General features: G+C 33.1%; 11 protein-coding genes and 1 tRNA gene. 5 read left to right on the top strand and 7 right to left on the bottom strand.

Annotated elements, in window-relative coordinates; all coding sequences use genetic code 11:
• Nucleotides 1-1,169 precede the first annotated feature (1,169 nt).
• From BM053_RS02695 to BM053_RS02685, 3 genes are all read right to left on the bottom strand, one after another.
• Nucleotides 1,170-2,213, bottom strand: coding sequence for a tyrosine-type recombinase/integrase (locus BM053_RS02695; RefSeq protein WP_091473710.1), 1,044 nt, complete (start codon nt 2,211-2,213; stop codon nt 1,170-1,172).
• A 194-nt stretch (nt 2,214-2,407) separates the two neighbouring features.
• On the bottom strand, nt 2,408-3,925 hold the full coding sequence (gene gpmI, locus BM053_RS02690; protein WP_091473708.1) for a 2,3-bisphosphoglycerate-independent phosphoglycerate mutase: 1,518 nt from the start codon (nt 3,923-3,925) through the stop codon (nt 2,408-2,410).
• Nucleotides 3,926-4,055: 130 nt separating this feature from the next.
• The gene (locus BM053_RS02685) at nt 4,056-6,530 is read right to left on the bottom strand and encodes a DUF5916 domain-containing protein (RefSeq protein WP_091473706.1); all 2,475 of its coding nucleotides are present in this window, start codon (nt 6,528-6,530) and stop codon (nt 4,056-4,058) included.
• A 206-nt stretch (nt 6,531-6,736) separates the two neighbouring features.
• Here BM053_RS02685 and BM053_RS02680 point away from each other — a divergent pair, with 206 nt between their 5' ends.
• The gene (locus BM053_RS02680) at nt 6,737-7,444 is read left to right on the top strand and encodes a murein L,D-transpeptidase catalytic domain family protein (RefSeq protein WP_091473704.1); all 708 of its coding nucleotides are present in this window, start codon (nt 6,737-6,739) and stop codon (nt 7,442-7,444) included.
• On the opposite strand, the gene BM053_RS02675 is transcribed toward BM053_RS02680, so the two are convergent.
• Together BM053_RS02675 and BM053_RS02670 are read right to left on the bottom strand one after the other, a co-directional pair.
• The gene (locus BM053_RS02675) at nt 7,433-9,133 is read right to left on the bottom strand and encodes a L,D-transpeptidase family protein (protein ID WP_091473702.1); all 1,701 of its coding nucleotides are present in this window, start codon (nt 9,131-9,133) and stop codon (nt 7,433-7,435) included. The genes BM053_RS02680 and BM053_RS02675 overlap by 12 nt on opposite strands.
• Before the next feature lie 9 nt (nt 9,134-9,142).
• Entirely contained in the window at nt 9,143-9,580 is a 438-nt protein-coding gene (locus BM053_RS02670) for a GNAT family N-acetyltransferase (protein ID WP_091473699.1), read from the bottom strand.
• Nucleotides 9,581-9,716: 136 nt separating this feature from the next.
• Here BM053_RS02670 and BM053_RS02665 point away from each other — a divergent pair.
• Nucleotides 9,717-9,789: transfer RNA gene (locus BM053_RS02665), tRNA-Gly, on the top strand.
• A 35-nt stretch (nt 9,790-9,824) separates the two neighbouring features.
• Here the strand turns inward: BM053_RS02665 and pepE are convergent.
• Entirely contained in the window at nt 9,825-10,532 is a 708-nt protein-coding gene (pepE, locus tag BM053_RS02660) for a dipeptidase PepE (protein ID WP_091473697.1), read from the bottom strand.
• Between the two features lie 114 nt (nt 10,533-10,646).
• Here pepE and BM053_RS02655 point away from each other — a divergent pair, with 114 nt between their 5' ends.
• The 3 genes from BM053_RS02655 to BM053_RS02645 are packed head-to-tail and all read left to right on the top strand — an operon-like array spanning nt 10,647 to nt 14,225.
• Entirely contained in the window at nt 10,647-11,405 is a 759-nt protein-coding gene (locus BM053_RS02655; RefSeq protein WP_091473695.1) for a hypothetical protein, read from the top strand.
• A 13-nt stretch (nt 11,406-11,418) separates the two neighbouring features.
• Nucleotides 11,419-11,922: a DUF6702 family protein gene (locus BM053_RS02650; protein ID WP_091473693.1), complete on the top strand. Its 504-nt coding sequence runs from the start codon at nt 11,419-11,421 to the stop codon at nt 11,920-11,922.
• 59 nt (nt 11,923-11,981) lie between these two features.
• On the top strand, nt 11,982-14,225 hold the full coding sequence (locus tag BM053_RS02645) for a M1 family metallopeptidase (protein ID WP_091473691.1): 2,244 nt from the start codon (nt 11,982-11,984) through the stop codon (nt 14,223-14,225).
• Nucleotides 14,226-14,316: 91 nt separating this feature from the next.
• Here BM053_RS02645 and BM053_RS02640 read toward each other — a convergent pair whose 3' ends face one another.
• Nucleotides 14,317-15,762: an APC family permease gene (locus BM053_RS02640; protein WP_091473689.1), complete on the bottom strand. Its 1,446-nt coding sequence runs from the start codon at nt 15,760-15,762 to the stop codon at nt 14,317-14,319.
• Nucleotides 15,763-15,789 lie beyond the last annotated feature (27 nt).

Raw genomic sequence — 15,789 nt, 5'->3', positions numbered from 1 at the left:
TAACGTCTTGGCACTACAGCGGGTTTGGGACTAAATTAAGCCCTATTTTCGGATTTGCCAAATCATCCCAAATACAAAACCATCTTTCCATTAAGCCTAATGCCCAAATCCGTTGTAGTGGCTGTTATGCGGGGGTTGTTTCTAGCAAGTATTCCTAATTATTACTCGATTTTCAGCCTTATCTTTGCCGACTAAAAACCTAATTCTTGCCTAAATCTTGGCTAAATTTTATTCCCTTTTTTCGTTTCAATTTCACAATCAAAACGATTGTTTATTTTTATTCGCAATGAAACTCAATATTTATGTTTCAGTTTCTTAATCCAATTTAAACCTCCAATTTTCAAGTTCCGTTTTTCAGATTCAGCTTAGAAACTCCGAAATTCAAGTTTGCTTTTCAAGTTTCTGCTTTTTCAGATTCAGTTTAGAAACTCCAATATTCAAGTTCTGTTTTTCTAGTTTCTGATTAAAAACTCCAATTTAAAAACCCAATTTTAAGTTTCTGAATCTAGGTTTTATGAGCAATTGAATTGTTGCTAAATATCTGATTTTAACCGAAATGCTCTTTTTTCAACTCCCGCATAACGTCCCGCCGGCTTTGAGAAGGTGGGGACTTTTGTTCCTTTAGTTTGTTTTATCACTAAGCCAAATATACAAAAAGTTGTTTCAGTTTTGCCCTAAAACCCCACTTGCTCAAAACCGCTGTTGTGCGAAGCCTTTCTTCTCTAAAATTAAAAAAGAAATTTACTTAAATCATCAGTTGATAGATGATCAAATATATTTACAAATAATATAAAAAGAATTGTAGATATAAAAAAGGCTATGTAATAGACAAACTTGTTTTTTTTTATCGCTTCAATTAAAATGTAAATCAGCATAAAAACACTTAGTAGAACATAAAGTATGTATGCACTGAAGTACTTCCCAAAGTCTTTACTTTGAATTATTAAACCAAACAATAAATAAAAAATTGCTACGAAAAGACCTATTTGCATGCAAAGATTCCGAATGATTATTTTTTTAAACAACAATAGGTTCACGTTTAGTTTTTTAGGGTTTTGCACAACTTGTATATATGTCTGATAAAATCAGACAAAGCAACCCAATTTAGAGTAGATTGGTCTGGCTAAGGTCAGTCTTTTGTTACTAAGGCTAAAATAGATAAAAATATATTATAAATCATCAAAAGGGCTTCTTATTTGCTGCAACGATTTCGTGCTCACATGTGTGTAAATTTCGGTGGTTTTGCTGCTATTATGCCCTAATAATTCTTGAATATAGCGCAAATCGGTACCGCTTTCTAACAAATGTGTAGCATAACTGTGTCGCAACCAATGCAGACTTACAGGTTTTATTACCTTTACTTTTTCAAGCGCTTGTTTTAGGACACTTTGTAAACTTTTTTCTGAATAAAGTTCTCCTGGAATTTGTCCTTCAAATAACCAAGTCTTAGGTTTACAACAACCATAATAATCGCGAAGCATGTCTAATATTTTGGGAGATAAAGGAACAATTCGGTCTTTTCGTCCTTTGGATTGACGAATAATTACAATGCCTCTTTTAGAATCGATATCAGTGGGTTTTAAGTGTAAAAGCTCACTTCGACGCAAACCGCAACTATATATTAATGACAACATTGTTTTGTGTTTGATGTTACTGTGCGCTCCTAATATTAATTTCACTTCCTCTTTGCTCAAGACATTAGGTAATAATTTTGGACGTTTTGGACGATGAATTTTATCGATATCAATTTTAACTTCTTTTATAGTTTTGAAATAAAGTTTGATGGCATTTACAATTTGGTTCTGATAAGATGCCGATAAATTATGTTTTAAGATATAATTATTATTATACAAGACAACATCTTCGTTGGTGATTTCTGAAACTGGTTTTTCATCAAAAAACAGCAAAAATGAGCGTAAAGCTTCGCTATAAGTTTTGATGGTGCTCGGACTATATCTTTTGGATAATAACCATTGACAGAACTTTGTGATTTGCTCTATTTTTTCTTCCGAAAGGGTATTATTTACAGGGGTTTCTATCTGAAATCGAATGCGATTGTCTATGGTGTCTGGCAAATGCCAAAGCCGTAAGGATTGACTCCATCTGCTGCCTTCTACTTGTTTTATCCGTTCTATTAAAGTTGCTTTTTTTTCGAACGAAACTGCAATTCGGGTATCTCCTTTGTATTTGATAATTTTCGCTTCCCATTTCATAAAGTTAAAGATATGGAAAAGGAATTAACAATCAGTCAAACAGTTACAGGAAAAATAATAATATGGATTTAGTTTTTAGTAATGACAAAAAAACTAACCGCAAAAGGCACAAAAGTTTTTTGTATTAGAGAAATTAATGTTTTCGAGCGATTTCTTTTGTGACTTTTGTGGTTAAAAAAACTATTTTGGTAAAACTATAACAACGAACTTCTCGTCATAACCTCGGGTTTTTTAATCCCCATTAAGTCTAGAATAGTAGGAGCAATGTCGCCCAAAACGCCATCGTGAATTGTTTTTAACTCTTTGTCAACTAAAATAATAGGAACTGGGTTTGTTGTATGCGCTGTGTTTGGTGTGCCGTCAGGATTTATCATGGTTTCACAATTTCCGTGGTCGGCAATTACAATAGTCGTGTAATCGTTGGCTAAAGCTGATGTGATTGCTTTTTCGACACATTTGTTTACGGCTTCACAAGCTTGTATTGCGGCGCTCATTATTCCCGTATGTCCCACCATATCGCCATTGGCAAAATTAAGACATACAAAATCGACTTCGCCTTTTTCGAGTTCTGGTATTAATGCTTCGGTAAGTTCGTAAGCGCTCATTTCGGGTTGCAAATCGTAGGTGGCTACTTTGGGTGAGTTTTTTAAGATTCGGCTTTCGCCGATAAAGGGTTGTTCTCGTCCGCCAGAAAAGAAAAAGGTTACGTGTGGATATTTTTCGGTTTCGGCAATGCGGATTTGTTTTTTACCTGCTTTTTCTAGCACTTCTCCTAAAGTTTCGGTAATGTTGTCTTTGTTGTAAACGACTTTTACATTTTCGTAAGTTTCGTCATAGTTGGTTAGCGTAACATAATACAAATTGAGTTTGTGCATGTTTTGCTCGTGAAAATCTTGTTGCGATAAGGCTTCAGTAAGTTCCCTTCCTCTATCTGTTCGGAAATTGAAGAAAATTACCACATCATCATCTTGTATGGTGGCAATAGGATTATTGTTGTCATCGACCATTACGATTGGTTCGACAAATTCGTCAGTAATATGATTATGGTAACTGTCTAGTATAGATAATACAGCATCTTGCGATTGTTTCCCTTTTCCGTTTACAAGTAAATCGTAAGCGATTTTTACGCGTTCCCAACGTTTGTCACGATCCATTGCGTAATATCGTCCTACTACTGATGCTAGTTTTGCGGGTGTGTTTGCAATATATTTTTGCAAATTTTCGATATATTTTTTGCCCGATTTTGGATCTACATCGCGGCCATCAGTAAAGGCATGAATAAATATTTTTTCGAGTCCGAAATCTTGTGCTGCATCTAATAATCCTCTTAAATGTGAGGTGTGAGAATGTACGCCGCCATCGGATAATAATCCTAATAAATGTACTGGCTTACTGTTTTCTTTTGCGTATTGAAAGGCTTCAATTAGTACTTTTTCTTGGCTTAATGTTTTGTTTTGTACTGCCAGATTTATTTTGGCTAAATCCTGATATACAATTCGTCCTGCGCCAAGATTCATGTGTCCCACTTCGGAATTTCCCATTTGTCCTTCGGGAAGTCCTACGTTTAGACCATCGGTGCGGAGTTGTGCGCTGGGATAGTTTTTATAAAGTGAATTTATAAACGGAATGTTGGCATTGTCTATGGCGGATACTTTTGGGTCTGGCGATTTGCCCCAACCGTCGAGTATCATGAGGATTACTTTCTTGTTCATCGTTATGAATCTTACAATGTTTAATATTGATGTCGATTTTTAGCCCTGATGGTAGCGGCATCCTTTTTTCTTGCTTCTTTAGCAAGGAAAAGATATAGCGGACAGCAGGATTAGCTTCAAAAATAAGAAATTATATCCAGTTTTTAGCTCTATTGTAGTCTAAAAAGTAGCGTAAACTTATTGAAAATGTATGTTGCAGTTTGTCGCCAAATAAGGAATTGAAATTATGAGATACATTTTTGTTTATGCCCTGAATTTCTGATAAATCATTTGAGGAGATGTTGCGATACAGCATATTGAGTTGGCTTCCTGGCGAAATCCACCAAGAGTAAGAACAGTCGATATTCCAGGTGTTGAAATCTTGGTTCAGCAAATTGGTATAATTACTGGCTGATAATTCTCCGTCTGGTTGCAAGGAAAAGAATTTGTCGTTTTGTACATAGGACCAATAGTATCTGGAGTTGATATTGATAGTCATTTTGTTGTTTAAAGCATATTTTGTAGATAATGCTAGCGTAGATGAATTTACATCTCTTTGTGCATATATAATTTCGTCTCCTTGGTAATCAACAAAGCCTCGGTCGCTGTTTTGTTTGTTAAAATCATAATTTAACCTGAAAGAAATTTTGTTGTTTAAGCGGTATCTAGGACCAAAACTTACTCCGTATTCCATACGATCTCCTTGAAAATATTCTGTAAAATAAGGGTTGATGTCTATTGCTAATTTTTTATTATAATTAGATGAGTAATAAACCCATGCGCCGTAGTTTTTTGGGATTGTTACATAGCGTCCGCTAACTCCTGGTGAATAAAAATCATAAGTATTTACTGGCTTTGAATCGATTCCGAAACCATAGCCATCATTATTTTTTGTAGTAAAATGGTAATTTGTATTTAGATTGAATGATTGTAGTTTTCCTGTTATATTTTCGTATTCAGAATAGTAGTTTACGTTTAGTCTAAAAGCGTTTAGGTTTTCTGATGGTTTTAGCATTCGGTAATTAATATTTCCGGATAGGCTGCTGTAATTTGTCTGAAAATTTATTCCTAAATCATTGTTATCAAATTCTTTAGATACATATTTTGCACCAACATTAAAGCGTATTTTTCCGCTGGTTTCTGCAAAATTTAAAGATGTGTTGTAACCTTTTCTGTTGTTTAAATTTTTGTATTCGTTTACATTACTGTATTTGAAATCTCCTGAAAGATTGAATGTGTTTTTTGTAGTATTTAAATCCCAAACTAAAGCAGTCACATTTGCATCTTTGAAATGTCCATCTCTTGTAACATTTGTATTTACTAAGGATACTGATGAGTTTTTGTTGAAACGCTGGTCTAATGTAAGAATGCTAAAGTTTGCTATAGGCTCGATTATGACCTTTCGTTTGTGTTGAGAAAGTGTGTCTAAAAGTGTGGCTTCGGTTTTTTCGGTAATGGCGTTTAGAAAACCAATTCCTAGTCCGCTTTTTGTACGACCAGAAATTTTTAATGCATTTAGTAAGTTTACTTTTGAAGGATATTCATCTATAACTTCATCAGTTTCTATTTCTTTCTCTAAGTTTTTCTTTTTTAATGATGGTTTTCCGCCAATTCTTCTAGAATAAAATAAAGCTCCTTTGCTAAACAAGTCTGTTCCTTCGGTAAAAAACGGTCTATTTTCGTTAAATTGTTGTTCGAATGGACCAAGATTTAGGATTTTATTGTCTAAAGCGGTTTGTCCAAAGTCTGGAACCAATATTGCATCGAGCGTAAAGGCATCGTTTATACCATATTTTATATCTAAACCGCCTTTTAGCTCTGTTTTTGTTCCGTTTTCTTTGTCGTTACTAACATAAACCGAAGCGTAAGGAAATAAAAATAAACGAGTTGGAGTTTTTATGTTTTCAATACCATGCAACTCTCCGGCTTGTTGTTCGAAAGAGCCTTTGTTATTATCAATATGTGTCCAAGTATACAATTGTCGGTTACGACGAATTTGTCTTAAAAAATTAATTCCCCAAGTTTGCATGTTTTCTTTCGAGAATCGAAGGGCCGAATAAGGGATTTTTATTTCAACAATCCAACCTTTGTCAGTAATTTTAGTTTTACTTTCCCAAATAGCGTCCCAAGAAAAATCTTCGCCAGTTTGTGGGTTAGAATTACAATCTAATTGTACGCCTGCAGCAGTTACAAAAAAACGAAATTCTTGTTGCCCATCGTTATAACCATTTAGGCTTACTCCAAAAAAATCGGAAGAGCCATCATCATCACGTTGCGTGATTTCTTTCATGATTTTGTTTGGTTCATCGTCATTTAGCATGGCGCCTATATATATAGCTTCATTGTCATAAATAACTTTTATATCTGATTTTTTTGTGGATGGAATAGATTTTCCGTTGTCTGGATCAAACATTACAAAATCGGTTGCGGCTTCTGCTTTTTGCCAAATAGATTCATTTAATTCGCCATCTATCGAAATATTTTCGTTAGAAAGGATTGTTTTGAGCTTCTTTTTTTCTGGAGATACAGGATTAGATTGTTTTCCTGGAATTGAAACAGCGTTGTTTTGTGCATAAATGGCTTTGTTACAAAGTAATAGTAACAAGATGATTAGTCTGTAAGTCATATATTTTTATTTTTTGATGATAGCAACAAATTTAGAAATATTCCCTGTGAACACGTGTTATTTATGAATAAATTAACTAAAACCAAAATTATAAATAATCGACGAAATGTTAAATTTTACCGATTAAGTGTAAAAAAATTTGGTTGGTATTACTTTTTATTACATATTTGCCTTGTACAAACAACAACACAATTAATACATTATCAATGACTTATAGAATTCTTCCCCTTCTTTTAGTGTTTTTCATGTCTTTTGCGCCAAAAGGTACTATAAACACAGATCCTACATTAGTTGCTAGTACAACAGCAAATAATCTTACTGCAAAAATTGAAATGGTTTATTATTCATTAAACTCAAATCATTTTGCTTTACCACAAATTACTTGTTTTAAAAAAGCAATGGAAGGTTTTTATGCTTTAAAAGGAAAAGGACTTATTCAAAAAGATATTTTGACGGTAATCGATTTTAGTATGTCATCTGCTAAAAAACGTCTTTGGGTAATCGATTTGTCATCCAATACAATATTATACAATACAGTGGTTTCTCACGGGATGAAGTCTGGTGGAGAATATGCTAATAATTTTTCAAACGCTCAAAGTTCTAACAAAAGTAGTTTGGGTTTTTATACAACTGGCGAAACTTATAACGGAAAACACGGATTGTCACTAAAACTTGATGGTCAAGAAAGAGGAATAAATAGTAATGCACGTGCAAGAGCAGTTGTTATGCATGGTGCGAGTTATGCAAATCCTTCTATTATAAAAGCACAAGGATATTTAGGAAGAAGCCAAGGTTGTCCTGCAATTCCGGAGGCTGTAAAAACTCAAATTATTAAAACCATCAAAGGTAAATCTTGTATTTTTATTTACCACCCAAGCAGAAGTTACGAAATTGCATCTAGATTAGTTTCTTAGTTTAGAATATAAATCATAATCTAGGCAATAAATGTCTTCTCTAAATTGTAAAGATCCCTTTTGCAACCAAGCGGTCCAATACAATTGATGAATATAAATATCATCGGAAATTTTTACCACTATTGTTTTTAGCTCTGGTTTTGGATACACTTTTTCGGGAATTACCAACAGCGGATTTTTTGCCAAAAGTTTAGCGTTTTTTATAGCAATCTTCTTTAATTTTTCTTTGTGAAGTTTGTTATAATAATTAATATCTGTCGTGTCTTGAATGGTTTTTAAATCCCATTTTTCAGGTTTATTTATCAGGTAAGCGGCCATTTCTAAAGGTTTTTCTAATCTTACACAACCAGAACTTAACGACCTGTAAGTAAAGCTAAAATAATCACGGTGGTTAGTATCATGAAGGTAAACAGAATATTTGTTAGGAAAATTTATTTTCATAAGTCCTAAAGCACTATTTCTTCCAGGATTTTGAACGTATTTGTATTTCTTAGCATCTTCCATTTTCCAGTCCCATGGGCTAACTTCTTTGTTTTTGTTATTTAAAATTATTAATCCTTTTTTCTTAAAAGCACCTCTGTCTTTTATAGCGTCAGGATAAACATCTTCTTTAAGAATCGTTGGGGGAACAGTCCAGTTTGGGTTTAAATTAATGTTAGAAACTTTCGATTCGATAATAGGAGTTTGTCTTGCCTCTTTTCCTACTACGACTCTCTGTTTTTGCATCGTATCATTATCCTTAATGGCGACTAATGAGTAATCTGGAATATTTATTAAAAGATAATTTTTGCCAAAATCGTTCGCAAACCATCGCCAACGTTCTAAATTTGCAATAACTTGTTCAATTCGTTGGTCTTTGGTAAAGTTTAACGCTAAAAGGGTTCCTTTTCCTATAACTCCATCAGGATATAAGCCATGTCGGGATTGAAACAGCTTTACGGCATCTTGCGTTTCTTTGTCATAAATATTTGTCAATGTATCAGCTTGTTTCATGTCATGCCAATACATTAATCGTTGTTTTATAGTTTTTACAACTTTATTAGATTTGTTAAAGGAAATCTTATCTTTTGGTTTTAATATGATAAACGGAACCGAATCTTTAGGAAAAGTATTAAGTAATTGTAATGCTTCTTTTAAGTTTTTATAAAGAGGATGTTTGGGTTTCAAATCTTCAAATCTTGATGTGAAATCATTGTTTTCGATGCTTTCAAATAGTAACGCATTTACATCTATTTTTTTTTCTGTCAAATCCCAATCTCCCTCAACCACTTTCGGGGAAATTTTCCCTTTATGTATATGTGAAAGATATTTTTGAATGCTTTGTGTAAATAACAAATCAAGTTCGACCAGTTTTATATCATCTAAACTATTATAATTAGTGCTTAAGATGTTTAATTTATCATAATTATAATCGTTGGGAAGCAAGCCTTCATTTGTGGCATTTTTGAATTCATTTAAAACAACATCTCTGTTGTCTTGAGAAGTCCAAACAGTTTCGTTGCTATAGTTTTTGTAAAAAGCTGTTAAATTTGGATTATTGAAGCTACTTATTAATGTGGAATCTATTTTTACAGAAAGATTTAAAAAAGGAAAATTGATAAAAGAAGTGCTATCAGAATTTTTTTCTAAGGTGTTTTTCTTGCAACAAATAAAAATTATAAGCGGAATAAGTAAGTAAATTGGCTTCATTTAGTATTGTTATAAATTTTTAAACATTAAAAAATGAATTCCCACATCGGCAATAGCAAAAGGAGATCCATTTTTGGTGTAACCTAATTTTTCGTAAAATGATACAGCAGTTTCTCGGGCATTAAACCAGATTAAATTCGTACCGATACTTATTAAGTAATCTTCACAATGTTTAATCAACAGTTTTCCGCAACCACTTCCTTGAAATTCTTTCAAGATTGCCATTCCACGAATTTGATATTGATTTGGGGACTTAAAAATAACATTTTTATTTTTATAAACCGATACAACTCCAATAATTTTTCCATCATCAAAATAGCCAAAGTGTTTCGTTTGCTCCAAATTATCACCATCAAAAAAACAAGTTTCAATTCGTTTTCCAGGTCTTAATACCAAATTCCGTACCAAATATGTCTCCTGAGTAGTAATTTCTTTAATCGAATTCATTTTTTATCTAATGGTTAAAACTTTAATAATAAATAGATTATGGGGGTTAATTTTTTCAAAAAAAATAAAGTGTCATTTTTTTGAAAAAAAACTTGCAACTAACGAGAAATATTATTTATATTTGCACCGTTGTAATGCGAAAGTAGCTCAGTTGGTAGAGCTCCAGCCTTCCAAGCTGGTTGTCGCGAGTTCGAGCCTCGTCTTTCGCTCTTCAAGAAACCTCAAATGTAAGTTTGAGGTTTTTTTATGCCAAAAAACTAAAATTTGTATTCGTTTTTAACTCGATAGCGGGTTTGTTTTGTTTAAACAATCTGGCGAAGAAATCTCCTTTTAATGTAATATTTTCTCCATATACCTCTAACCAACTTCCTTCTCGTAATCCCAAAACAGGAATGTTGCTTATGGTATGAAACTCATTTATTCTCGTTTCTCGAGTTTCTCCCATGTGTGTCGATTGTAAGTTTGCATCTAAAAAATGAGGATTCAGATTAAAAGGTATTAATCCTAAAGTATTGAAGCTTTCGGGCAAAACGATAGGCATGTCGTTAGTTGTATTCATTGTCATTCCGCCTATATTACTTCCTGCGCTTGTGCCTAAATAAGGCGTTCCAGCTTCGATAGTGTTTTTTAAAACCGTCATCAAATTATTTTTATACAGTTGCGAAACCAGCAAAAAAGTGTTTCCACCGCCGGTAAAAATAGCTTCGGCTTTTTGTATGGCTTCGGTAGGATTTTCGTAGTTGTGGATACCGTTTACAGTTATGTTTATTTTGGCAAAAGCCACACTTACTTTTCGGGTATAATCATCGTGCGTAATCCCGCTAGGTCTTGCATAAGGAATAAAAAGCAATGTTTTGCAACCGCTAAAATGTTCCAATAATGTAGGTAATAAATACTCTAAATAATCACCATTATATAAGGTCGAAGTGCTGGCAAGGATGACTTTTTTCATTGTTTTGTTATTGAGATTTTCAAAGGTAAATAATTATTATTAACAAAAAATTACCAAGGCATTAATAATATATTGTGAAGCTTGACTTCTATTTTTACAAAATATTAAAGACTGATGAAGCAAATTTTATTTTTATTATTTACAATTTTATTTTTTTCTCAAAGTGTTTTTTCTCAAACACTATTGAAAGGAAAAGTCATTTCAGATGCTTCAAATCTTGACGGAATTTATGTAACTAACTTAACCAATGAAAAAAGTACGATGACCGAAAAAGGCGGCTTTTTCTCTATTTTCGCTAAAGCAACGGATACTTTAATGTTTTCGGGAATGCAAATAAAAGGAATGCAAATTATACTCAAACAATCTGATTTTTCTGAGAGTCTGTTTTTTATGCGGCTAAAGCAACAAATTACAATGTTAGATGAGGTTTATATAAAAGATTACTCCAGAATAAATGCATTCTCGTTAGGAATTATTCCTTTTGGGACAAAAAAATACACACCAGCACAAAGAAAATTAAGAACCGCTACAGCTCCGTTTGTAGACTTGAGTGCAGGAGGAATGGCGGGAGGATCGGTAGGAGTAGATCCGCTAATAAATTGGCTTTCAGGAAGAACAGCCATGTTAAAAAAAGAACTTGAAGTCGAAAATAAAGAAAGGCTACAAATAAAAATTGACAATTTATATGATGAAGATTTTTTTATTAAAACACTAAAAATTCCTTCCGAATATATAAAAGGTTTTCAGGTATATGTAATTGATGACCAAAGATTAATTAACAGCATAAAATCTAAAAATAAAATCATGACTACATTCTTACTGGGAGAATTGGCAGAAAAATACAAACAAATTACATTTCTCAAAAAAGAATAATTACTTTAGTAAAATGAAAAAATCAATATTTTATACGTTACTTTTTTTATCGATAATAAGCTTGTCGTCTTTTGCGATGCATAAATTTTATGTATCTATATATCAAGTCAATTTCAATCAGAAAAAGCAAATGTTAGAAATAACTTCACGTATTTTTATTGATGATTTAAATGATGTTTTGAAAACAAAATACAATCAAAAAACACATATTGGTGAGCCAAACGAAATGCCAGAAGATGTAGTTTTGATGAAAAAATATATTGCAGATAATTTTTCGATAAAAATAAATGGCCAACAAAAAAGCATCAATTATTTGAGCAAAGAAATCGAAGGAAATATAATTATTTGCTATTATAATGTTAAAGAAATCTCAAAAATAAAAACTTTAGAAATTCAAAACACGACCTTGTTTGAATTAAATTCCGACCAGCAAAACATTATTCAAACCACAATATACGGCAAGAAGCAAAGTTTGTTGTTAACGCCTGATAATGTGAAAGCTATGTTAAAACCTTAAGATTTCTCTTTTCTGTAATAAAAATAATTACTTTTATAACTTGAAAATTAAATCAGGTTATGAAAAAAATCACTACTTTTTTACTGTTTTTTATCACTTTTTCTTCGGCAATATTAGCTCAAGAAACGGCAAAAGCTAAAGAACAAGGGCATGAAGACAAAAACAAATTTCGTCAAATGTACGATTTGTTAGCAACTCCAAATATGTACCGTACCGCATCTGGTGCGCCTGGACCAGAATATTTTCAGCAGCAAGCGGATTATAAAATGGATATTGAATTAGATGATAAAAACACCAAATTATTTGGTACAGAAACCATCACTTATACAAATAATGCTAAAGAATCTTTAGATTATTTATGGATTCAATTAGATCAAAATTTGATGGCAAGAACATCAAAAACACCATTGGTCGAAAATTCTAAAATAGACCCAGCCATTAGTGCAGCTGGTTTTTCAAGAAAATATTTAGAAGAAAAATTTGATGGCGGTTTCAAAATCGATTATGTAAAAGATATAAAAGGAGCGCCAATTTCTTATACTATCAATGAAACCATGATGCGTATCAATTTGGCAAAACCATTAGCACATGGCGAAAAATATGTCATGAATATCAAATGGAATTACAACATTAATAATTATATGATTGATGGTGGTCGTTCTGGTTATGAGCATTTCAAAGACGGAAATAATCTATACGTTTTAGCGCAATTTTATCCAAGAATGGCGGTTTATAACGATGTAGAAGGCTGGCAAAATATGCAGTTTTGGGGAAGCGGAGAGTTTGCTTTGCCTTTCGGAAATTTTGAAGTAAACATTACAGTTCCAGCCGATCACGTGATGGAAGCAACAGGGAATCTTTTAAATAGAGCCGAAGTTTTCACGCCAGAACAAGTAAAAAGATATGCATTGGCACAAAATTCTTTCGACAAACCAGTCGTAATTGTTACACAAGCCGAAGCAACTGAAGCCGAAAAAGGTTTTTCTGATAAGAAAAAAACTTGGAAGTTTAAAGCAGAAAATGTTCGTGATTTTGGAATTTCAACTTCAAGAAAATTCATCTTAGACATGATGGCTGTAAAGTTGGATACAAAAACTGTGATGGCCGTTTCTTTATATCCAAAAGAGGGAAATCCGCTTTGGGAACAATATTCTACAAAAGCTGTGGCGCATACTTTAAAGAGTTATTCGAGTTATACTTTCGATTATCCTTATCCAAAAGCAGTTTCTGTAAATGCGCAAGATCAAGGAATGGAATATCCGATGATTTGTTGGAATTTTGGTCGTCCAGAAGCTGATGGAACATTTTCTGACAGAGTAAAATACGGAATGTTAGGAGTGGTTATTCACGAAGTGGGACACAACTTTTTCCCAATGATTGTTAATTCGGACGAGCGTCAATGGACTTGGATGGACGAAGGTTTGAATACATTTATGGAATATCTTGCAGAAATTACTTTCGATAAAAATTTCCCAATAGACCGCGGACCAGCAAACTTAATTGTTCCTTATATGAGTGGTGACCAGTCAGGTATCGAGCCAATTATGACTAATTCTGAAGCAATAAAACAATTTGGAAATAATGCTTACGGAAAACCAGCAACGGGTTTAAATATGCTGAGAGAAACAATTATGGGACACGAATTGTTTGATTATGCTTTCAAAACCTATGCAAATCGTTGGAAATTTAAACACCCAACTCCAGAAGACTTCTTTAGAACTATGGAAGATGCATCGGGAACCGATTTAGATTGGTTTATTCGTGGTTGGTTTTACACTACAGACTTTACGGATATTGGGATTAAAGAAGTAACTCAATATTACGTGAGTAATGACGCACCAAAAGAGTTTAAAGCTCCTGATGTAACTAGAAGAAATCGACGCAAAATGTCTGGACCATTAGTATATATGATTTCTAGTACAAGTCAGGATTTGTCAGCAAAAAACAAAAAAGCATTAAATACAAAAGATATTACAACTTTAGATGAGTTTGTGCAAACGAATTTCAAACCAGAAGAAATTGCAAAATTAGCTTCTCCAAAATATTTTTACGAAGTAACGTTTAACAAACCCGGAGGATTAGTAATGCCAATTATTGTAGAGCTAACTTTTGAAGACGGAACCACCGAAAATCAGACATTTCCAGCACAAATTTGGAGAATGAATGATGCTGAGGTTGTAAGAACATTTGCTACACAAAAAGCAATTTCTAAAATTGTAGTAGATCCGAAATTAGAAACTGCCGATATTGATGTAACCAATAATACTTGGCCAGTAATAGTTGAGAAATCTAAATTTGATTAATTTTTTTTAATCAATTAAGTATAAAAAAAAGAGAAGAAACTTGTCATGTTTCTTCTCTTTTTTTTATTTTAATAAAGGAAATGGTTTAAAATTACACTTCTCTTTTAGTCAAATAATAAACAGGAACTCCCAAACCAACTATCAATAATCCCAAGCCAGTACTTTTAGTATCATAAATTAATAAAGTGATACATATTAAAGCTGTAAGAATAATATAAATTGCAGGAATTATAGGATAACCAAAAGCTTTATAAGGACGTTCAGCATTAGGTTCTTTTTTTCTAAGAATAAAAATTCCGTAAATAGTCAGAATATAAAATAACAAAGAAGCAAAAGTAGAATAGGTTAATAAATCGCCATATTTTCCAGAAATACACAATACACAAGCCCAAATACATTGAAACCATAGTGCTTTTGCAGGAACATCATTGTTGTTTAATTCGCCAGCTTTTTTAAAGAACAAACCATCTTTAGACATCGCATAAAACAACCTTCCGCCAGAAAGTACCAATCCTGAATTACAACCAAAAGTTGAAACCATAATTAGTCCAGCCATAACAAAAACACCAATATTTCCCATAATTACATTGGCTGCCGCCGCACCAACTCGATCTTGACTGGCAAACATAATCCCGTTATTCATCACCGATTCTCCAACTGGAGTTCCTTGCATAGGCAATAATGCTAAATAAGCGATATTTGCCAAAATATAAATGATAGTCACAATCAGCGTTCCTAAAAATAAACTTCTCGGAATATTTTTCTTAGGATCTTTTATTTCTCCAGCAATAAATGTCACATTATTCCAAGCATCACTCGAAAATAAAGAATTAATAATTGTGGCTCCCATAGCGCCAAGTAAAGCAACTCCGGCTAATTTTGTTACAGTTACCGTTCCGTCAGTATTCAAAACTGTTTTGGAAGCTTCCCACATATGGGAAAAATTATTCGACAAAACATCGGTTTGTAAACCAACATACAATCCTAAAATAATCAATGCAAAAAGAGCAAACATTTTGGCCATTGTAAATATCAACTGAATGGTTTTTCCGCTCTGAACGCCTTTGGTATTAATATAAGTAAGCAAAACAATACTTGCCATCGCCAGAATTTGCTTGTTCGAAAAAGCATAGCTTTCGCCAATGGTGAATAATTTATTTTCTAAAACAGGAAAAAACACTGCCGAATAATTAGCAAAAGCAACTGCAACTGCAGCAATAACTCCTGTTTGAATCACTGTAAAAACCGTCCAACCGTACAAAAATGACATTAATTTTCCGTAAGCACGCTGAATGTATACAAATTGTCCGCCCGCATTAGGCATCATTCCTGCTAATTCGCCATAACTTAAAGCCGCCGACATCGTTAATAATCCTGTTACCAACCAAATTACCAAAAGCCAAGCTGCAGAACCTACATCTCGAGCCATCTGGGCTGTAACTATAAAAATTCCCGAACCAATCATAGAGCCAGCAACTATGCTTGTCGCATTAACCAGCCCTAATTCGCGCTTAAAAGTGTGTTTTTCTTCTTGCATAAAAGTGTTTTTTGAAGGCTAATATAA

Source organism: Flavobacterium swingsii (genome assembly GCF_900111965.1).
Taxonomy (GTDB): Bacteria; Bacteroidota; Bacteroidia; order Flavobacteriales; family Flavobacteriaceae; genus Flavobacterium; species Flavobacterium swingsii.
Note: the sequence above shows the minus strand (reverse complement) of the source record. Positions and strands in the feature narration are given on the sequence as shown.

Excerpts from the sequence above, each read along its gene's own strand:
- BM053_RS02695 (WP_091473710.1), bottom strand. The coding sequence starts at position 2,213 with ATGAAATGGGAAGCGAAAATTATCAAATACAAAGGAGATACCCGAATT.
- gpmI (WP_091473708.1), bottom strand. The coding sequence starts at position 3,925 with ATGAACAAGAAAGTAATCCTCATGATACTCGACGGTTGGGGCAAATCG.
- BM053_RS02685 (WP_091473706.1), bottom strand. The coding sequence starts at position 6,530 with ATGACTTACAGACTAATCATCTTGTTACTATTACTTTGTAACAAAGCC.
- BM053_RS02680 (WP_091473704.1), top strand. The coding sequence starts at position 6,737 with ATGACTTATAGAATTCTTCCCCTTCTTTTAGTGTTTTTCATGTCTTTT.
- BM053_RS02675 (WP_091473702.1), bottom strand. The coding sequence starts at position 9,133 with ATGAAGCCAATTTACTTACTTATTCCGCTTATAATTTTTATTTGTTGC.
- BM053_RS02670 (WP_091473699.1), bottom strand. The coding sequence starts at position 9,580 with ATGAATTCGATTAAAGAAATTACTACTCAGGAGACATATTTGGTACGG.
- pepE (WP_091473697.1), bottom strand. The coding sequence starts at position 10,532 with ATGAAAAAAGTCATCCTTGCCAGCACTTCGACCTTATATAATGGTGAT.
- BM053_RS02655 (WP_091473695.1), top strand. The coding sequence starts at position 10,647 with ATGAAGCAAATTTTATTTTTATTATTTACAATTTTATTTTTTTCTCAA.
- BM053_RS02650 (WP_091473693.1), top strand. The coding sequence starts at position 11,419 with ATGAAAAAATCAATATTTTATACGTTACTTTTTTTATCGATAATAAGC.
- BM053_RS02645 (WP_091473691.1), top strand. The coding sequence starts at position 11,982 with ATGAAAAAAATCACTACTTTTTTACTGTTTTTTATCACTTTTTCTTCG.
- BM053_RS02640 (WP_091473689.1), bottom strand. The coding sequence starts at position 15,762 with ATGCAAGAAGAAAAACACACTTTTAAGCGCGAATTAGGGCTGGTTAAT.